This window comes from Streptosporangium sandarakinum, assembly GCF_013409935.1.
Lineage (GTDB): Bacteria > Actinomycetota > Actinomycetes > Streptosporangiales > Streptosporangiaceae > Streptosporangium > Streptosporangium nondiastaticum.
In genome coordinates this window covers 1,764,045-1,781,698 of sequence record NZ_JACCCO010000002.1, presented here as the reverse complement: position 1 = coordinate 1,781,698, position 17,654 = coordinate 1,764,045, and the positions used below count along the sequence as shown (strand labels likewise).

General features: G+C 71.0%; 17 protein-coding genes, 1 pseudogene and 1 riboswitch. Of the genes and pseudogenes, 9 read left to right on the top strand and 9 right to left on the bottom strand.

Annotation, left to right across the window (positions count from 1 at the left end):
• Nucleotide 1 precedes the first annotated feature (1 nt).
• Nucleotides 2-1,063, bottom strand: a complete 1,062-nt coding sequence (gene plsX / locus HDA43_RS26600; RefSeq protein ID WP_179826547.1) for a phosphate acyltransferase PlsX — start codon at nucleotides 1,061-1,063, stop codon at nucleotides 2-4.
• Nucleotides 1,064-1,206: 143 nt separating this feature from the next.
• On the bottom strand, nucleotides 1,207-1,821 hold the full coding sequence (locus HDA43_RS26595; RefSeq protein WP_179826195.1) for a DUF1707 SHOCT-like domain-containing protein: 615 nt from the start codon (nucleotides 1,819-1,821) through the stop codon (nucleotides 1,207-1,209).
• A 481-nt stretch (nucleotides 1,822-2,302) separates the two neighbouring features.
• Between HDA43_RS26595 and HDA43_RS26590 the strand changes: the two genes are divergently transcribed.
• On the top strand, nucleotides 2,303-2,665 hold the full coding sequence (locus tag HDA43_RS26590) for a hypothetical protein (RefSeq protein ID WP_179826193.1): 363 nt from the start codon (nucleotides 2,303-2,305) through the stop codon (nucleotides 2,663-2,665).
• 322 nt (nucleotides 2,666-2,987) lie between these two features.
• Here the strand turns inward: HDA43_RS26590 and HDA43_RS26585 are convergent, their stop codons facing one another.
• The 4 genes from HDA43_RS26585 to HDA43_RS26570 all read right to left on the bottom strand — a co-directional run bounded on the left by HDA43_RS26585 (nucleotide 2,988) and on the right by HDA43_RS26570 (nucleotide 5,736).
• Nucleotides 2,988-3,191, bottom strand: coding sequence for a hypothetical protein (locus tag HDA43_RS26585; RefSeq protein WP_246424517.1), 204 nt, complete (start codon nucleotides 3,189-3,191; stop codon nucleotides 2,988-2,990).
• Nucleotides 3,192-3,384: 193 nt separating this feature from the next.
• On the bottom strand, nucleotides 3,385-3,906 hold the full coding sequence (locus HDA43_RS26580) for a YbhB/YbcL family Raf kinase inhibitor-like protein (protein WP_179826191.1): 522 nt from the start codon (nucleotides 3,904-3,906) through the stop codon (nucleotides 3,385-3,387).
• A gap of 50 nt (nucleotides 3,907-3,956) precedes the next feature.
• Nucleotides 3,957-4,808 (bottom strand): ABC transporter ATP-binding protein, encoded by an 852-nt coding sequence (locus HDA43_RS26575; protein ID WP_179826189.1) that lies wholly within the window; start codon nucleotides 4,806-4,808, stop codon nucleotides 3,957-3,959.
• Nucleotides 4,801-5,736, bottom strand: a complete 936-nt coding sequence (locus HDA43_RS26570) for an ABC transporter permease (RefSeq protein WP_179826187.1) — start codon at nucleotides 5,734-5,736, stop codon at nucleotides 4,801-4,803. The genes HDA43_RS26575 and HDA43_RS26570 overlap by 8 nt, the downstream gene beginning before the upstream one ends.
• Nucleotides 5,737-6,243: 507 nt before the next feature.
• Here HDA43_RS26570 and HDA43_RS26565 point away from each other — a divergent pair.
• The 5 genes from HDA43_RS26565 (at nucleotide 6,244) to HDA43_RS26545 (ending at nucleotide 11,902) form a co-directional block, all read left to right on the top strand.
• A complete protein-coding gene (locus tag HDA43_RS26565) occupies nucleotides 6,244-7,878 on the top strand; it encodes a peptide ABC transporter substrate-binding protein (RefSeq protein ID WP_179826185.1) in 1,635 nt (544 codons plus the stop codon).
• Nucleotides 7,879-8,003: 125 nt separating this feature from the next.
• Nucleotides 8,004-8,942 carry an ABC transporter permease gene (locus HDA43_RS26560; protein WP_179826183.1) on the top strand — a complete coding sequence of 313 codons (939 nt, stop codon included), beginning with the start codon at nucleotides 8,004-8,006 and terminating at the stop codon, nucleotides 8,940-8,942.
• The gene (locus tag HDA43_RS26555; RefSeq protein ID WP_179826181.1) at nucleotides 8,935-9,855 is read left to right on the top strand and encodes an ABC transporter permease; all 921 of its coding nucleotides are present in this window, start codon (nucleotides 8,935-8,937) and stop codon (nucleotides 9,853-9,855) included. The genes HDA43_RS26560 and HDA43_RS26555 overlap by 8 nt, the downstream gene beginning before the upstream one ends.
• A gap of 12 nt (nucleotides 9,856-9,867) precedes the next feature.
• Complete coding sequence (locus HDA43_RS26550; RefSeq protein WP_179826179.1) at nucleotides 9,868-10,905, top strand: ABC transporter ATP-binding protein; 1,038 nt, start codon at nucleotides 9,868-9,870, stop codon at nucleotides 10,903-10,905.
• On the top strand, nucleotides 10,889-11,902 hold the full coding sequence (locus tag HDA43_RS26545; RefSeq protein WP_179826177.1) for an ABC transporter ATP-binding protein: 1,014 nt from the start codon (nucleotides 10,889-10,891) through the stop codon (nucleotides 11,900-11,902). Before HDA43_RS26550 ends, HDA43_RS26545 begins: the two co-directional genes overlap by 17 nt.
• A gap of 239 nt (nucleotides 11,903-12,141) precedes the next feature.
• Here HDA43_RS26545 and HDA43_RS26540 read toward each other — a convergent pair whose 3' ends face one another.
• Both HDA43_RS26540 and HDA43_RS26535 read right to left on the bottom strand, forming a co-directional pair.
• Nucleotides 12,142-12,585 (bottom strand): hypothetical protein, encoded by a 444-nt coding sequence (locus HDA43_RS26540; protein ID WP_179826175.1) that lies wholly within the window; start codon nucleotides 12,583-12,585, stop codon nucleotides 12,142-12,144.
• Between the two features lie 330 nt (nucleotides 12,586-12,915).
• Entirely contained in the window at nucleotides 12,916-13,719 is an 804-nt protein-coding gene (locus HDA43_RS26535) for an SAM hydrolase/SAM-dependent halogenase family protein (RefSeq protein WP_179826173.1), read from the bottom strand.
• A gap of 115 nt (nucleotides 13,720-13,834) precedes the next feature.
• Between HDA43_RS26535 and HDA43_RS26530 the strand changes: the two are divergent.
• Nucleotides 13,835-14,131, top strand: a pseudogene (locus HDA43_RS26530) (DUF3263 domain-containing protein); the annotation flags it as partial.
• 195 nt (nucleotides 14,132-14,326) lie between these two features.
• Nucleotides 14,327-15,118, top strand: coding sequence for a trehalose-phosphatase (gene otsB, locus HDA43_RS26525; protein ID WP_179826170.1), 792 nt, complete (start codon nucleotides 14,327-14,329; stop codon nucleotides 15,116-15,118).
• Nucleotides 15,119-15,127: 9 nt separating this feature from the next.
• On the opposite strand, the gene HDA43_RS26520 is transcribed toward otsB, so the two are convergent.
• A complete protein-coding gene (locus HDA43_RS26520) occupies nucleotides 15,128-16,555 on the bottom strand; it encodes an alpha,alpha-trehalose-phosphate synthase (UDP-forming) (RefSeq protein ID WP_179826162.1) in 1,428 nt (475 codons plus the stop codon).
• Between the two features lie 228 nt (nucleotides 16,556-16,783).
• On the opposite strand from HDA43_RS26520, the gene HDA43_RS26515 reads away from it, so the two are divergent.
• Entirely contained in the window at nucleotides 16,784-17,341 is a 558-nt protein-coding gene (locus tag HDA43_RS26515) for an RNA polymerase sigma factor (RefSeq protein ID WP_179826543.1), read from the top strand.
• A 168-nt stretch (nucleotides 17,342-17,509) separates the two neighbouring features.
• A riboswitch (SAM riboswitch) is annotated at nucleotides 17,510-17,649 on the top strand.
• Nucleotides 17,650-17,654: the final 5 nt, after the last annotated feature.

Genomic DNA, 17,654 nt, shown 5'->3' with positions numbered 1-17,654 from the left:
CTCACCCCGGGTGGCCGTCGCCGGGGTTCGGTGGGGGCGCCGCCGGTGATGAGGGCGGGGATGCGGGCGGGGACGGCCGTCCCCAGAGGCGGTGCGGCCGGGAGGAGGCCAGGCGCTCTCCCACCCGCGCCACCACGCCCCGCCGGGCCAGCTCGGCCGCCAGGACGCACGCGGCGCTGACGCCGCCGGCCCGGGACGCCCCGTGCGCGATGACCACGGTGCCGTTCAGGCCGAGCAGTACGGCCCCGCCGTGGACCTCCGGGTCGAGCCGACGGTGGAGGCCCCGGAGGCGCCTGCGCTGCAGCAGACCGCCCAGCCGGGCCGCGTGGCTCTCCCGAAGCGTGGCGCCCAGCTCCGAGAAGGCGTAGCGGACGCTGCCCTCCATGGTCTTGAGCGCCACGTTGCCGGTGAAGCCGTCGGTGACGATGACGTCGGCCACCCCGGTGAGCAGGTCGTGTCCCTCGATGTTGCCGGTGAAGTTCAGTCCCGGCGCGGCGGCCAGCAGTTCGTGGGCCCGCCGGACGAGCTTGTTGCCCTTCTCCGGTTCGCTGCCGATGGTGAGCAGGCCGATCCTGGGGTCGGGGATGTCCAGGCAGGCCTGTGCGTAGGCGGCGCCGAGGTGGGCGAACTGCACCAGCATCTCGGGCTTGACCTCGGCGTTCGCCCCGGCATCCAGCAGGATGGTGGGGACGGGCCGGGTCGGCAGGGCGACCGCGATGGCGGGCCGGAGCACCCCGGGCTGGCTGCGGAGCCGTAGCTTGCCGGTGGCGACCACCCCGGCGGTGGATCCGGCGGAGACCACGGCGCAGGCGTCGCCCCGCCGTACGAGGTGGCAGGCGACGGCGATGCTGGAGCGCGGGCGGCGCAGGCTCGCCAGGGCGCCCTCGTCCATGGCGAGGGCCTCCTCGGCCCGCACGATGGGGATCTCGGTGAGCGCGTCGTGCCGGGCGAGCGCCTCGTGGAGGGGGCGGGGCGCGCCCACGAGGAGGACGGGCACCCCGTGTTCCCGTACGGCCCGCACGGCCCCCGCGACGATCTCGTCGGGAGCGTGGTCGCCGCCCATGGCGTCCAGGGCGATGGGCGGGACGCCTGGGGCGTCGGTGTCAGGCAAGCGGTCACCTCGTGCGGGAAAGGGAATGCCCGCATCGTAGGCGGGACGACCGCGGGCCCGGTTCTCCGGGGTGCCGGGGCTCACCGGTGCGGGGCTCAGCGCCTGGGGGGAAGGTTCCAGTCGGTGGTCTCCCGCGAGATGATGATCTTCCCGAAGGCGACGTTGCCGACGACCCTGATGACGGGCCCGTCCGCGGCGCCGGCGCCGCCGGAGATGCTGCGTTTGGCGAACAGCGCGCCGACCTCGTCGATGACATGGGAGTTCTCGGGGACCCTGACGATCATTTTGCTGAAGCGGCAGTCGACCTCAAGGGTGATCTCCCGGCCGGGGAGCACGGCGTCGGACAGGTCGACGATCAGGGCGCCGAAGGTGGCGTTCAGCGCCGTGTGGCGTCCGGCGATCCAGCGCCCGCCGCGGATCACCTTGCTGAAGACCGCGCCGATCTCCTGCCGGACGGGGGCGGCGCCGGTGCCGGCCGGGGTGGTGTCGGGCAGGTCGCGGATGATCGGGGCGAGCTCGCCCACGGTCACGGCGTTGTAGGTCGCCTCCAGGCGGTCGGCGTGTTCGAGGCTGGTGAGCCTGCCGGAGGCGAGGGCTTCGCTCAGCACGCTCGCCACGCGGTCGCGGTCGGCGTCGGAGGCGCGCAGCGCGGGGTCGGACCCGTGCGGGGCCAGGCCGGACACGCGGGCGGCGGGGTCGAGGGAGATCATGCGCCGATTGTACGCGGACAAGATATATCGCGATAGGTGAATCCGGTGATTTCCGGAGGAGTGCCGCCGGGCCGGCCGGAGCGCCAGGGAGGGGGGAGCGCGTGGAGGGCGGCGGGCCGGCCGGAGCGCCGGGGAGGGCGGGGCGCGTGGAGGGTCGTGCGGCTCGGCGCCGGAAGGGCGGCGGGGAAGGTGCGCCGTTCGGCGGGAAGGCCAAAGGCCGGGACGGTGGAGGACTCCGTATCCGCCGCGGTCGGTCAAGAGGGCACCCGGGGACGGGACGGCCCGGACCAGGAGGGTAATCAGCTGGCCAAAGGCCGATCTCGCGCCGTCGGGCCTGGGATACAAATGCCGAGCGGTTCCCGGCCGGCGCGTTCACCGCGCACCCTTCACATCGCGCCCGCCGGCGACACAGGGTCCAGAGCCCGCTTCCCGAAAAGAGTCCGGGAGCGAAGCGGGCCGAAGAGAAGCTGGGAAGGCAACCATGAAGAAGATCATCAAGACGGCCGTGGCCGTCGCGGCGTTCGGCGTCGCGGCGACGGTGTGCGCCCCCGCCCAGGCGGCGACGGACAGCGGCATCGGCGGGAACAACAACCTGCTGGGCATCCTCGGCCTGCAGCTCGACAACCTCAACCTGCTCGGCCAGCCGATCGGGTCGCTCGGTCTCAACGGCGGCGGCGAGACGGGCGTGCCGCCCATGATGATGCCGCTGGGCGGCGGCATGCCGATGGGCGGGATGCCCATGGGCGGCATGCCGATGGGTGGCATGCCCATGGGCGCGCAGATGGGCGCGCAGATGGGCGGGATGCCGATGGGCGGCATGCCGATGGTGGTCATGGGCCGCTGACGGCGGCCGGGCGGTGCCCGCGTGGGCGATCGTGGGCGCCGCCGGACGGTCGGGTTCCGTCCCCGCGGATCATTCCGCGGGGACGGAACCCGGGACGGGCGCCGGCCGCGGCGTTCGCCGGGGGCCGGATGACCGTGACGAGGAGAGGGGGCGGCCGACATGTGTCGGCCGCCCCCTCTCCGTCGTGCCGCGCGCCGCGACCGGCCGCCGAAGTCCGGTCTCGCGTGCCTTCCGGGTGGACGTAAGGTGCGCCGCGCTTCCCGGGCCGGGGATCCCGTGCGGGTCTCCCGAACGCTCCGGGGCCGCGCGGGCCCGCTCGGGCTCAGGCCCCCGGCGCCCGTACGGCGGTGCGGCGGGCGATCTGGGCCTGGAGCCGCGCCATCTGCCAGTGCAGCTCGATGAGCTGCTCGGCGAGCTGGAGGCGGGGAATCTCGGATGGGTCCTCGACGGCCAGGTGGTCGATCGCGGTCGACAGCTCTCGCAACGCGCTCCCCCACTCCATGACGGCTTCCAATGATCGAACCAACGTTCGAATCATAGCGGAACGCTGATCGTCGTGTCAGCGGATCGGGGCGGACGCGCCGGAGACGCGCCGGCGGTCCCGCCCGGTGCGCCGGACGCGGCGGTGCGAGGACCCGGCGCGCCGGGACGCGCCCGGGCGGGCGGCCCTCCGGCGGGCGCCGGGCGGGGCGGTCCCGAGCGGGACGGCGCGGCGGCGGTCAGCTCTCGTAGACCGGCGCGATGTAGCCGCGGGCCAGGGTGTGCGCGGTGATGTTGAAACCGATCACGGCCGGCGGGGTGTCGGGGCCCAGGTCGAGCTTGTCCACGTCGAGGGCGTGCACCGCGAAGACGTAGCGGTGCGGCAGGCCGGGCGGCGGGGCGGCGCCGCCGTAGGCGTTGGCGCTGTAGTCGTTGCGGCCGTGGGTGCCGAACCCGCCGTCGGCGCTCCCGGCGCCCCTCGGCAGCTCCGTCACGTCGGCGGGGATGTCGAACAGCAGCCAGTGCCAGAACCCGCTGCCGGTGGGGGCGTCGGGGTCGTAGCAGGTGACGGCGTAGCTCAGCGTGCCCTCGGGGGCGCCGGACCAGCGCAGGTGCGGGGAGAGGTTCTCCCCGGTGAAGCCCCAGTCGTCGAACACGTGGGTCTGGGACATGGTCTCGCCGTCGCGGACGTCGTCGCTCTCGACGGTCAGCGCGGGGACCTCGGGCAGGAAGTCGTAGGGGATCGGTGGCCGTGAGGACACAGGTTCACCTCCGGTGGGACGGTCTTTCGGACCTTCCCATCTTGCCCGGGTCAGGCGTTGTAGGCGGCGAGGACCGTCTTCGGGTCGCCGTCCATCTTGATCTTCCCCTTGTGCAGCCAGATGACCCGGTTGCAGGTCTCCTCGATCACGTCGAGGTTGTGGGCGACGAGGAAGACCGTGCCGGCCTCCTGGCGCATCTGCTTGATGCGCTCCTGGCTCTTGCGCTTGAACTCGCGGTCGCCGGTGGCCAGGGCCTCGTCGATGAGCAGCACGTCGTGGGACTTTGCCGAGGCGATGGCGAAGCGCAGGCGGGCGCCCATGCCCGAGGAGTAGGTGGACATGGGGAACTGTACGAACTCCCCGATGCCGGAGAAGTCGACGATGTCGTCGTACTTCTCCTTGACCTGCGCGGGGTTCATGCCCATGGCGTAGCAGCCGAGCACGATGTTGCGCTCGCCGGTGAGCTCGCGCATCAGCGCGGCGTTGACGCCGAGCAGGGACGGCTGGCCGTCGGTGTAGACGGCGCCGGAGTGCGGCGGCAGCAGGCCGGCGATGGCGCGCAGCATCGTGGACTTGCCGGAGCCGTTGCGGCCGACGATGCCGATGGCGTCGCCGTGGTAGGCCACGAAGGACACGCCGCGTACGGCGTGCACCTCCTTCATCTGGGGCCGCCCCTGGCGCTTGACGAGGCGCATCAGGGCGTTGGCGGCGTTGCCCTTCTCGTTGTCGGTGGCCGCGCCGTACACGCGGTAGATGATGTGCAGGTCGTCCACGATGACCGTGGGGACGCGCTCCTTGTCCTTGCCGGCGGGCTCGGGGTCAGGGTGCACCCTGACGTCCGTCTTGGGGACGCCGGGCTCCTCGGCCTTCACGTGCGACAGCTCCTCGGTCAACTCAGCCACGGCCGTACTTCTCCTCGGCTCGCCAGAAGTACCAGAAGCCACCGATCAGGGCGAACACTGCCCAGAATACGCAGACCTGCCAGATATAGGGGCGCAGCTCGTGCGTTTTCATGAGCAGATCGCGCATGAGCTCCATGTAGGCGGCGGCCGGGTTGAAGTACATGACGTCGGCGATCCACTGCGGCAGGTGCGCGGCGTTCACGACCCGGTCCTGGATGGAGAAGAACACCCCGGAGGCGTACAGCCAGGTGCGCATGATGAAGGGCAGCAGCTGGTTCAGGTCGCGGGCCGAGGCGCCGACGCGGGCCAGGACCAGGCTCGCGCCGATGTTGAACATGGTCTGCAGCGCCAGGGCGACCGGGACGAGGAGCCAGAGCCACGTGGGCAGCTCGCCGGTGATGACCACGAGCACGACCAGCACGCCCATGGAGATCAGCAGCTGCTGGAACTCCTGGATGGTGTAGGCGAGGGGGAGCGCCGCGCGGGGGAAGTGCAGGGCGCGGATCAGCGACAGGTTGCCGGAGATCGACTTGGCGCCGCTGCTCACCGAGCGCTGGGTGTAGGTGAAGACGAACATCCCGGTGATGAGGAACGCCGGGTAGTTCTCGATGCCGCCCTTGGCCCCCAGGATGAGGCCGAACATCACGTAGTAGATCGCCGCGTTGAGCAGTGGCGTGAGGACCTGCCACAGCTGGCCCAGGGCTGAGTTGCTGTACTTCGAGACGTTGCGCGCGGTGGCGTACGTCGTGATGAAGTGCCGTCGTTCCCACAACTGGCGCAGGTAGACGGGCAGACTGGGGCGTGCGATGGCACGCCGAAGTCCGTAACGCTCGGCGAGCTTGGCCAGCGGCTCCTGCCCCTTGGTGGGGGTGCCGTTCTTCGGGCCGCCCGCCTGGGCGTCCGCGATCGCGGATTCCGGCTGGCTCATGGCAAGGACTCTATTGGATGCGAGTGGTTGAAGTGCCTGCGGCGGGGGTCCGCCGCACACATTGGACGGGATCTCCGAGAAAGAGGTTCCACGGCAATTCGCGTGGTTTGCCGGTGGGCGTCAGGTCCCCCGCGCCCCGCCCAACGTTAGCCCAGCTCAAGGTCATCAGAGGGGCAATGGGTGCGAGCACTGCCGGTGCGCCGGTATTTTAGCCTGGTCGTTCACGTCCCACATGTGCCTCTATGTCTGGTTAATGCCTCGATGGGAGCTTGTGGGGGCGGTGCTGGCAGACTTATGACGTTGAACCGGCACTAGCGTGACCGAACTGCAACATCACAGAGGCGACTCGGTGTGGAGCGGTACGGGATAGTCGCGTCTGACTGGTGTGGCGTCAGCACGTTGCCCAGGGTGACGGGGACCTGAGGACCACAAGATCCTCTTCCGTCGTGCCCCGGTCTTCGGTAGTTCATCGGCGGCGTCCGCCTGTAAAGGGAGGAAAAACCTAAAATGCGCGTTACTAACGGCGCACGGATCATCGCTGGCACCGCGCTGCTCGCGCTCGGGCTCGCCGCGTGTGGCAGCGAGTCCTCCACCGGCGGGGGGTCGGCCGCCGGCGGCGACCAGCCCGTGCGCATGGAGCTGGGTGAGCCGCAGAAGCTCTTCTACCCCGGCGACACCACCGAGTCCGAGGGTGCGGAGGTCCTGGCCGCGATCTTCGCCCCGCTCGTCGACTACGACGAGAACAAGCAGGTCGTCAACGACGTCGCCGAGTCGATCAAGACCACCGACAACAAGGTCTGGACGATCAAGATCAAGCCGGGCTACACCTGGCACAACGGTGAGAAGCTGATCGCCCAGAACTACGTGGACGCCTGGAACTACGCGGCCGACCAGGACAACGCGCAGGGCGCCAACGGCTTCTTCAGCCGCGTCGAGGGCTGGGCCGACCTGAACCCGGGCGAGGGCAAGACCGTCTCCGCCAAGGGGATGAAGGGCCTCAAGGCCGTCGACGAGACCACCTTCAAGGTGACCCTCAGCAAGCCGTTCTCGCAGTTCAAGACGATGCTCGGCTACACCGCGTTCTACCCGCTGCCCAAGGCGGCCTTCGGCCCCGACGGCAAGATCACCGACGCGTACGCCAAGCAGCCGATCGGCCAGGGCTACTTCAAGCTCGACAAGCCCTACAACAAGGGCACCGACCAGACGATCGACCTCACCCGCTACGACAAGTTCCCGGGTGCGAAGCCGAAGTTCGACAAGCTCCAGTTCAAGCTCTACACGAGCCCGGAGACCGCGTTCAACGACCTGGTCGCCGGCAACCTGGACGTCCACGACTCGCTGCCCCCGTCGGCCATCTCCCGGGCCAAGACCGAGCTGGGCGAGCGCTACATCGACGCGGCCGACGCCGGCGTCGGCTACATCGGCTTCCCGCTGCAGTACAACAAGATCTACTCGAACGTGAAGGTGCGCGAGGCCATCTCCATGGCCATCGACCGCAAGACGATCGCCGAGACCGTCTTCTCCGGCACCCGCGCCCCGGCCGACGACTTCATCAACCCGCTGCTGGACGGCTACCGCCAGGGCGCCTGCGCCGTCTGCAACTACGACCCGGCCAAGGCCAAGGAGCAGTACGCGGCCGCGGGCGGCCCGAAGACGCTGGAGCTGGGCTACAACACCGACGGCCCGCACAAGGAGTGGATCGAGGCCGTCGCCAACAACCTCCGCGCCAACCTCGGCGTGCAGGTCACGGTCAAGCCGTTCGAGAAGTTCGCCTCGATCCTCGACGACCTGGACAAGAAGAGCTACACCGGCATGTTCCGCATGGGCTGGGCGATCGACTACCCGTCCGCGGAGAACTACCTGACCCCGGTCTTCTCCACCGTCGCGATCAAGACCGGCTCCAACTACGCCGGCTGGTCCAACAAGCAGTTCGACGAGCTGTTGGCGAAGGGCGACGCCGCCCCGACCCAGGAGGAGGGCCTGAAGTACTACCAGCAGGCCGACGACGTCCTGATCAAGGACCTGCCGTACATCCCGGTGTACTTCTACCGGACCAACGCGGCCTTCTCCCAGCACATCAAGGGCGTCAAGATCAACCTCCTCAACCAGGTCGACTGGACCAAGGTCGAGAAGGTCGCCTGACCCACGCCCCGCGGGCCGGGCGCCGAGCCCGGCCGCACGAACCGCCTCACGGCCGCGGCCCTTCCCGGCACCACCACCCCCGGGTGCCGGAAGGAGGGCCGCGGCGGGGCACAAGGGAGGCTTGAATGGGCCGCTACATCATCAGGCGCCTGATCCAGGCGATACCCGTCCTACTGGGCGCCACCCTGCTCATCTACGCCATCGTCTTCGCGCTGCCCGGTGACCCCATCGCGGCGCTGGCGGGTGAGAAGCGGATGGACCCCAACATCGTCGCCATCCTGCGCGACCAGTACCACCTGAACGACCCGTTCATCGTGCAGTACTGGTACTACCTCACGGGACTGTTCCGCGGTGACTTCGGCAAGACCTTCGCCGGCGTGCCGGTGACGGACCTCATGGCCGGCAAGTTCCAGGTGACCATCAACCTGGCGGCGACGGCGCTGGTCCTGGAGGCGGTCATCGGCATCGGCCTCGGCCTGTACGCGGCGCTGCGCCGCGGCCGGCCCGCGGACTCGCTGATCCTCGCCTCGACGCTGGTGCTGATCTCCATCCCCACGCTGGTCACCGGCTTCGTGCTCCAGCTGCTGCTGGGCGTCAAGCTCAAGACGGCCGGGGTCGACCTGTTCCCCATCGCGGGCGTGACGGAGGGCTGGCGCAGCTACCTGCTGCCCGGCTTCGTGCTCGCCGGGGTGTCGATCGCCTACCTCACCCGGCTCACCCGGACCAGCCTGGCCGAGACCCTGCGCGCCGACTACATCCGCACGGCGGTGGCCAAGGGCCTGCCCCGCCGCCGGGTCGTCGGGCGGCACGCGCTGCGCAACGCGCTGATCCCGCTCGTCACCTTCATCGGCGCCGACCTCGGCGCGCTGATGGGCGGCGCGGTGATCACCGAGACGATCTTCAACCTGCCCGGCATCGGCCAGCAGCTGTTCAGCTCCGTCTACCTGCGCGAGCAGTCCGTGGTCGTCGGGATCGTGACCGTGCTGGTGCTGGTCTACATCCTGGCGAACCTGGTCGTCGACCTGCTGTACGCCGTGCTCGACCCGAGGATCCGCTATGAGTGACACGATCGCGCCGTCCGCCCGGCGCCGCAAGCACGGCGGCGGGACCGCCAAGCCGCCCAAGGCGGCGAGCCTGTGGAGCGACGCCTGGCACGACCTGCGCCGCCGCCCCCTCTTCATCGGCTCGGCCGTCCTCATCGCGGTCATCCTGGTCATCGCGGTGTTCCCCGGGCTCTTCACCTCGGTCGACCCGCTCAACGCCGCCAGCTGCGAACTCGCCAAGGCGAGGCAGCCGATGAGCGGCGCCCACTTCTTCGGCACCGACAACCTCGGCTGCGACGTCTACGCGCGCACCCTCTACGGCGCCCGCAACTCGATCGTGGTCGGCCTGAGCACCACGATCGTCACCGCGGTCGTCGGCGGGCTGTTCGGCCTGGTCGCCGGGTTCAAGGGCGGCGCGGTGGACACCCTGTTCTCCCGGATCACCGAGATCTTCTTCGCGATCCCGTCGATCCTGGGCGCCCTGCTCATCCTCGCGGTCTTCCGTACCGGCAACGTCTGGACCGTCACGCTGGCGCTGGCCGTACTGGCCTGGCCGATGACGTTCCGCATCATGCGCGCCGCGGTGATCACCGCCAAGAGCCAGGACTACGTCGTCGCCGCGCGGGCGCTCGGCGCCTCGGCGCCGAGGATCATGTTCCGGCACATCCTGCCGAACGCCGTCGCGCCGGTGATCGTGGTCTCCACGATCAACCTGGGCACGTTCATCGCGGCCGAGGCGGGCCTGTCGTTCCTCGGCGTCGGTCTGCGCTCCCCGGACATCTCCTGGGGTCTGATGATCTCCGACGCCCGGGAGCGGTTCCTGGAGGCTCCGGCTCCGCTGCTGTTCCCGGCGCTGTTCCTGAGCCTGACCGTGCTGGCCTTCATCATGCTGGGCGACGCCGTGCGCGACGCCCTCGACCCGAAGCTGCGGTAAGGGGGACCCGCTGTGAAGAAGACCTCGACGCCGGTGCTGCCGGCGCGGACGGCCCCGGGCGACGGTCCGCTGCTCGCCGTCGACGACCTGCACGTGGAGTTCGCCACCCGGCAGGGCGTCGTCAAGGCGGTCAACGGGGTCAGCTACTCGCTGAACCCCGGCGAGACCCTCGCCGTGCTCGGTGAGTCCGGGTCCGGCAAGTCGGTGACCGCGCAGGCCATCATGGGCATCCTCGACATGCCGCCGGCCCGTATCCCCCGCGGTGAGATCCGCTTCCGCGGCACCGACCTGCTGCGGCTGCCGGAGGACCAGCGGGCGCAGGTCCGCGGCCAGCGCATCTCGATGATCTTCCAGGACGCGCTCTCCGCGCTGAACCCGGTGTTCACCGTGGGCTGGCAGATCAGCGAGATGTTCCGGGTCCACCGCGGCATGTCCCGCCGCGACGCCACGAAGAAGGCCGTCGAGCTGATGGACCGGGTCCGCATCCCCGCGGCCCGGCAGCGGGTGAACGACTACCCGCACCAGTTCTCCGGCGGCATGCGTCAGCGCATCATGATCGCGATGGCGATCGCGCTCGACCCGGAGGTGCTGATCGCCGACGAGCCCACCACGGCGCTCGACGTGACGGTGCAGGCCCAGATCATGGAGCTGCTCGCCGAGCTCCAGCGCGAGAGCAACATGGGCCTGATCCTCATCACCCACGACCTCGGCGTCGTGGCGGACGTGGCCGACAAGATCGCGGTCATGTACGGCGGGCGGATCGTGGAGAACGCCCTGGTGCACGACATCTACCGGTCGCCCGCCCACCCGTACACCAAGGGCCTGCTGGACTCCATTCCCAGGGTGGACCTCAAGGGCCAGGAGCTGTACGCCATCAAGGGCATGCCGCCGAACCTGCTGGACATGCCGCAGGGCTGCGCCTTCCACCCCCGGTGCCCCTACCGTCAGGACGACTGCGTCACCGACGCGCCACCGCTGTACGAGGTCGGGCCGACCCGCGGCAGCGCGTGCCACTACTGGAGGGAGGTCTTCGATGACAGCCGCAGGTGAGCCGATCCTGGAGGTCCGCGACCTGGTCAAGCACTTCCCGCTGCACCAGGGCATCCTGCTGAAGAAGCAGGTCGGCGCGATCAAGGCCGTCGACGGGGTCTCCTTCGACCTGCGCCGCGGCGAGACGCTCGGCATCGTGGGCGAGTCCGGCTGCGGCAAGTCCACGCTGGCCAAGGTGCTGATGGCGCTGGAGCGGCCGACCTCCGGCTCGGTGAAGATCAACGGCCGGGAGATCGCGAACGCCCGGGGGGCCGAGCTCAAGAAGGTCCGCCGCAACATCCAGATGGTGATGCAGGACCCCTACACCTCGCTGAACCCCCGGATGACCGTGGGCGACATCATCGGCGAGCCGTACGAGATCCACCCCGAGGTCGCGCCCAAGGGCGACCGCCGCCGCAGGGTGCAGGAGCTGCTGGAGGTCGTGGGGCTCAACCCCGAGCACGTCAACCGCTACCCGCACCAGTTCTCCGGCGGCCAGCGCCAGCGCATCGGCATCGCCCGCGGCCTGGCGCTCCAGCCGGAGATCATCGTCTGCGACGAGCCGGTGTCCGCGCTCGACGTGTCGATCCAGGCGCAGGTCGTCAACCTGCTGGAGCGGCTGCAGCGGGAGTTCGGCCTCGCCTACATCTTCATCGCCCACGACCTGTCGGTGGTCCGCCACATCTCCGACCGGGTCGGCGTGATGTACCTGGGCAAGATGGTGGAGATCGGCACCGACGTGGAGATCTACGACCGGCCCGCGCACCCGTACACCCAGGCGCTGTTGTCGGCGGTGCCGGTGCCCGACCCCGACGGGCGTGAGCGGCGCGAGCGGATCGTGCTGCAGGGCGACCCGCCGTCCCCGGCCAACCCGCCGTCGGGCTGCCGGTTCCGCACCCGGTGCTGGAAGGCACAGGACATCTGCGCCCAGCAGGAGCCGCTGCTGCAGATCAGGCCCGGCACCGGGCACGCCAGCGCCTGCCACTTCGCCGAGACCCACGACGTGGTGCACGTGTAGGGGCCATCTCCGCTCATACGGCTCGTACGGCGGGCGGCCGGTGACGCGCCGGCCGCGCCGCCGGCCGGGCGCGTGAGGTTCCCGGGGCCGTACGGCCCGCCGGCCCCGGCCGGGTGCCGGAGACGCCGAAGGGCGGTGCCCCCGCACGGTGACGTGTGGGGGCACCGCCCTTTTCGGTGCTCGGAGAAGCCGGCCGGCGCCCGCCGTCAGTGCGCGGAACCGGCCGGCGGTATCGCTCCTTAGAGGACGCCGATGCCCAGGTTGCCGACGCCGATGAGGCCGCCGATGCCCGTGCCGTTGCCCACGACGCCGGTGCCGGGGCTGAGGGTGTTGATGTTGTTGCCGCCGCCGAGGTAGCCGCCGCCGCCGAGGCCGTAGCCCCCCGGGACGAGCCCGCCGCCGTAGTAGCCGCCGCCGCCGTAGTAGCCGCCGCCGTAGCAGCCGGCGCCGTAGCCGAAGCAGTTGCCGCCGGCGAGGGCGACACCGCTGTAGCCGAGGCAGTTGGCGGAGCTGGCGATGGCGACCGGGGTGACGACCTGGCCGTAGGTGACGGTGCTGGTCGGGATGAAGGCGCCGGCACCGCAGCAGTTGGCCGTCTTGGCCGTGGACGCCGAGGCGGCGACGGCCGGGGCGAGGACGGCGAGGCCGACGCACGCCGAGGTGACGAGAAGACGACGAATCATTTGTGTTCCCCCCGAAAGGAAATCGCGCCAGTGATTGGCCTTGACACTCCGCGTATGCGCGTGACCACGCGAAGTAGCGAGAGTGAGACTATCCAGCGGCACGTCTACGGGCGGTGCCGAGAAGGTCAGGCGGCGGCAATGATCGCAGCACCATAACGGTGCAAAAGCGGGCATAACACCCGCGCAGCGCCGTACGGCCACGCCCGTTGCGGTCCCGCGCGTCGCGACGGACGGCGGAGACCGCGGGGACCGCGGGCGGCGCCGGGCCGGAGGGGAGCGGCGCCCCTCATGGGCGGGCGGGTCACGGGCGGGCGGTGCGGGGCGCTCGGGTCACGGGTGGACCGACAGGCGCACGTGGGCACCGGGGGGCAGGCCCAGCCGCTGTGAGGCGTCGCCGGCGTGGACCGCCAGCGACAGCAGCCCCGCCGAATCGGTGAAGGCGACCAGCTCGCCCGGCGCGACGGCGGCGAACGTCTCGCGGAACGGCACGGTGACGTGCCGCCTGCCCAGCCAGACCACCAGCGTGCCGCCGGGGCGCGCGCCCAGCGTGTCCAGGTCGCCCCCGGTGACCGAGAGCTGGGTGTTGCCGTGGCCGTCCACCGACAGCACCTCGCCCTCCACCGTGCCCTCGCGCACCCGCGAGGTCGGCGCGGGCAGCGAGACCAGCCGGTCGAGCGGGATCGGCGGCCCCAGCTCGGGCGGCCGGCGCCCGACCGTCAGGAACGCCGCCACGGGCGCGAAGACGTCGCGGCCGTGGAAGGTCGGTGCGACGGGCCGGTGGAAGAACTCCTCGTTGGTGAGCTCGTAGGCCGCCCGCGCACCGCCGTTCGCCTGGACCGCCCATGACAGCACCCCGTTGTCCGGCCCCAGGAACACGTGGTCGCCCGCCTCGATCGCCACGGCGCGCCGGGCCCCGCCCCCGGGGTCCACCACGGCGATGTGGACGGCGGGCGGCATGTGGGGGACCGTCTGCGCCAGGATCGCCGCCGCGCGCCGCACATCCCCCGTCGGGACCTGGTGGCACACGTCGATGATCCGCGCCTCCGGTGATATGCCGACGATCACACCGTGGCAGGAGGCGACGTAGCCGTCCTGCAGGCCGTAGTCAGTGAGAATGGTGATGACTGAGGTCACACCTGGTGACTGTACGTCGGGGCCTCCGCCGTGAACAGACAGAAATTCCGGACTATCCTGACTTCCGGGCGCGTGCCCGGCGTGGTCGCCGGGTGCCCGACCGAGGAGGAGGGCGATGGACGGCGCACCGATCCCCGGCGACGACGCCGGCGCCGGACGCGAGCCGGACGCCCGCGCCCTCACCGAACGGGAGCGGGAGCTGCTGGCCTTCGAGCGCCGGTGGTGGCGCCGCCCCGGCGCGAAGGAGCAGGCCATCCGGCAGACCTTCGGCGTCTCGGCCACCCGCTACTACCAGTTGCTCGGCGAGCTCGTCGACCGTCCGGAGGCGCTGGCCCATGACCCGATGCTGGTCAAGCGCCTGCGCCGGCTCCGCGAGACGCGCCGCCGCGACCGGGACGTCCGCCGCGCAGGCCCGGCGGCCCCGCCCGATGCCTCGCCCGGCGTGCCGCCCGGCGACCCCGGTGATAACCCCTATTTCGGATAAATCATCAAATAGAGGGGTACGGCACTGCGAGCGGGCACCCCGGCGGACGCCGGGCGAGCCGGTGAGACGACGGTGAGCCGGTGATCCGGCGAGACGACCGGGCCGACGACGGAGCGAGCGAGCATGACCACTGACTTCCCTGACGGACTGCGCGCGATCACGGCCGACCCCGCGGGGGCGGTGATCGGGGTGGACTTCGACGGCACGCTCGCCCCGATCGTGCCCGACCCCGCCGACGCCAGGATCCATCCGGACGGCGTCGCCGTACTGACCAGGCTCGGCCGCCTGGTCGGCGCCGTGGCGGTCGTCACCGGTCGCCCGGCGGCCACCGCCGTGGAGTACGGCTCCCTGGCCGGGATACCCGGGGTCGTCGTGCTCGGCCACTACGGCTTCGAACGCTGGGAGGCGGACACGGTCACCTCACCGCCGCCGCACCCCGGCCTGGACCGGGCGCGGGCGGACCTGCCCCGGCTGGTCGAGCCGTTCGACGGGGTCGTGATCGAGGACAAGGAACGGGCGCTGGCCGTGCACACCCGGCGGGCCCACGACCCCCAGGGCGTGCTCGTCGCGCTGCGCGACCCGATCACCGAGCTGGCCGTCGAGACCGGGCTGGCGGTGGAGCCGGGCAAGTTCGTGCTGGAGCTTCGCCCGCCGGGGATGGACAAGGGAATGGCGCTCGGCGCGTTCCTGCGCGAGCGCGGCGCGCGCTCGGTGCTGTTCGCCGGCGACGACCTCGGGGACATCGCGGCGTTCGAGGCCGTACGGACGTCGGGCCTGCCCGGCGTGACGGTGTTCAGCGGGTCGGCCGAGCTGGAGGTGGAGGCCGACATCGTGGTGGACGGCCCCGACGGGGTGATGAAGCTGTTCGCCTCGATCGCCGACGCGATCGAGGCCGGGGGGACGGACCGCGCCTGAGCCGGGCGTTCATCCCAGGGCGGAGAGCTGGTCGGTGAACCAGCGGCGCGGGGGCAGCGCGGTGGCCGCCGCCGACAGCCGCGCGCCCCTGCGGACGCGGTCGGCCTCCGGCATGATCAGGCTCCGGTGGATGGCGGCCGCCGTGGCCGAGATGTCGAAGGGGTTGACCAGCAGCGCGTTCTCGCCCAGCTCGGCGGCGGCGCCCGCCTCGCGCGACAGGATCAGCGCGCTGCCCGGCGACAGCAGCGGCCCCTCCTTGGCCACCAGGTTCATGCCGTCGCGGATCGGGTTGACCAGCATCACGTCGGCCAGCCGGTAGGCGGCCAGCGAGCGCGGGTAGTCGTCGTTGACGTTGAGGATCAGCGGGCTCCAGTCCTCGGTGGCGTACTCGTCCTCGATCTCCTGGGCGCAGCGCTGCACCGCGGCGGTGTACTCGCGGTACTCGGGCAGGTCGTGGCGGGAGGGGTAGGCGAACGCCAGGTGCACCACCCGGCCGTGCCACTCCGGGTGCGCCGCCAGGAACTCCCGGTAGGCCGACAGGCCCCGCACGATGTTCTTGGACAGCTCCGTCCGGTCGATCCGCACGATCAGCCTGCGGTCGCCCACCTGGTCGCGGAGCGCGGCCATGTGCGACTCGACGTCGGGCTCCGAGGCCCGCGCCCACAGCGCCTCGCCGTCCACCCCCAGCGGGTGCACGCCGATCCGGGTGGTCCGGCCGCCGTGCGTGACGGTGCGGTGCGCGCGGTCCACCCGGGCGCCGAGCACCGTCTCGCAGCAGTCCATGAAGGCCCCGGCCCACCGGGCGGTGAGGAAACCGGCCCGGTCGGCGCCGAGGATGCCTTCGAGCAGCTCGACCCGCAGATCGTCGGGGAGCAGGGAGAAGTACTCCGGCGGGGCCCAGGGGGTGTGCGAGAAGTGCGCCACCCGCAGGTCGGGCCGCTCGCCGCGCAGCATGGCCGGGACCAGGGACAGGTGGTAGTCCTGGACCATCACCCGGGCCTCGTGCGGCGCCTCCTCGCCCAGCGCCGTCGCGAACGCCTCGTTGTACGCCTGGTAGGACTCCCAGTCGCGGCGGAACCTCGCGTCGAACTGCGGCCGGTTGGGCGTGTCGTAGAGCAGGTGGTGGACGAACCACAGTGTGGAGTTCGCCACCGTGTTGTAGGCGCGGTGGAAGGTCGCCGGGGGGATGTCGAGCATCCGCACCGCCCCGGTGTCGAAGCCCGCGTGGTCGAGCCGGCCGCCGGGCGCCAGCCGTACGGCGCCGCGGTCGCCGTCGGACAGCGCGGCGCAGATCCACAGCAGGTCGAAGTCCCGCGACACCTCCGAGAGGCCCGACACCAGGCCCCCGCCGCCCCGGCGCATGGTCAGGGAACCGTCGTCGGAGAGGGTGAAGGAGACGGGGCCGCGGTTCGAAGCCAGCAGGATGGGGCCGCTCATCGGGATCCCTTCGGCAGAGGGACGCGCTTGCCTGGATTGAAAGGTTAACCGGGCCTCGGGCAAAATGCCCTGGTCTTCCACCTGTGCGGGTTCCCAGGGGGGGTCGCGCCCCGGTCCGCCGGGCCGCCGGAGCCGCCGGGAGCGGGGGGACGGTCAAGGTGACGCCAAGGAAAGGGCCGACGGAGCTTAAGATGGCGATCGACCATGACCGTCGATCAGGAGCTCGTGATGGCGCTGGACGAGACGACCGAGGAACTGGCCCGGCTGGCCGCCCAAGGTGATCACCGCGCGCTCGGCGAGCTGCTGAGGCGGATCGAACCCGACATCCTCCGGCACTGCGGCCGGATCCTTCCCTACCGGCAGGACGCCGAGGAGGCGTGCCAGGACACGCTGCTGGCGGTGGCGCGGAACATCGGCCGGTTCGAGGGGCGGGCCCGGTTCAGCACGTGGCTGCACATCATCACCGCCAACTGCGCCCGCACCACCTACCGCTCGCTGAAGCGGCGCTCGGCCGAGCAGAGCTCCGACGAGCTGCCGGTGCAGCGGCCCGACGTCGCCCGGGTGAGCGTGATCGCCGGGTCGCGGCTCGACCTGCTGGACGCGATGGAGGCGCTGGAGGCGGAGAAACCCGACCTCGCCCAGGCGCTGGTGCTGCGCGACATCTGCCAGCTCGACTACAGCGAGGTGGCCGAGCAGCTCGGCATCCCGCTCGGCACCGCCAAGTCGCGCATCCACCAGGCGCGCAAATACGTCCAGGGCGCCCTGGGCGACGCCTACGGTTTCTGACGGCCCGGCCGGCACCCCCCCTTCTTCTCGGGTGCCGACACCGGCGACGGGCTCGCCGTCGTCCGGAGGATGACACCGGTCGTCTCGCGGAGTGAGACATACGGTCGGAACGACCGATGGCCGGGGTAAAGTGCAGGAGACCCGTCCATCGGGCCCACAACTTCATATTGCTCATCCAGAGGGGTGGAGGGACCGGCCCTGCGAAGCCCCGGCAACCCTCCCGGTTCAAACTCGCGACATGGCGGGGTCGGCCGGGACAGGTGCCAATTCCGGTTCGCGACCAGGGTGGTCGCGGACGAAGATGAGGGAAAGG

What these genes read in the sequence shown, in the direction of transcription:
- plsX (WP_179826547.1), bottom strand. Translation starts at nt 1,063, where the DNA reads ATGGGCGGCGACCACGCTCCCGACGAGATCGTCGCGGGGGCCGTGCGG.
- HDA43_RS26595 (WP_179826195.1), bottom strand. Translation starts at nt 1,821, where the DNA reads ATGATCTCCCTCGACCCCGCCGCCCGCGTGTCCGGCCTGGCCCCGCAC.
- HDA43_RS26515 (WP_179826543.1), top strand. Translation starts at nt 16,784, where the DNA reads ATGGCGCTGGACGAGACGACCGAGGAACTGGCCCGGCTGGCCGCCCAA.
- HDA43_RS26545 (WP_179826177.1), top strand. Translation starts at nt 10,889, where the DNA reads ATGACAGCCGCAGGTGAGCCGATCCTGGAGGTCCGCGACCTGGTCAAG.
- HDA43_RS26540 (WP_179826175.1), bottom strand. Translation starts at nt 12,585, where the DNA reads ATGATTCGTCGTCTTCTCGTCACCTCGGCGTGCGTCGGCCTCGCCGTC.
- otsB (WP_179826170.1), top strand. Translation starts at nt 14,327, where the DNA reads ATGACCACTGACTTCCCTGACGGACTGCGCGCGATCACGGCCGACCCC.
- HDA43_RS26570 (WP_179826187.1), bottom strand. Translation starts at nt 5,736, where the DNA reads ATGAGCCAGCCGGAATCCGCGATCGCGGACGCCCAGGCGGGCGGCCCG.
- HDA43_RS26565 (WP_179826185.1), top strand. Translation starts at nt 6,244, where the DNA reads ATGCGCGTTACTAACGGCGCACGGATCATCGCTGGCACCGCGCTGCTC.
- HDA43_RS26520 (WP_179826162.1), bottom strand. Translation starts at nt 16,555, where the DNA reads ATGAGCGGCCCCATCCTGCTGGCTTCGAACCGCGGCCCCGTCTCCTTC.
- HDA43_RS26590 (WP_179826193.1), top strand. Translation starts at nt 2,303, where the DNA reads ATGAAGAAGATCATCAAGACGGCCGTGGCCGTCGCGGCGTTCGGCGTC.
- HDA43_RS26555 (WP_179826181.1), top strand. Translation starts at nt 8,935, where the DNA reads ATGAGTGACACGATCGCGCCGTCCGCCCGGCGCCGCAAGCACGGCGGC.
- HDA43_RS26560 (WP_179826183.1), top strand. Translation starts at nt 8,004, where the DNA reads ATGGGCCGCTACATCATCAGGCGCCTGATCCAGGCGATACCCGTCCTA.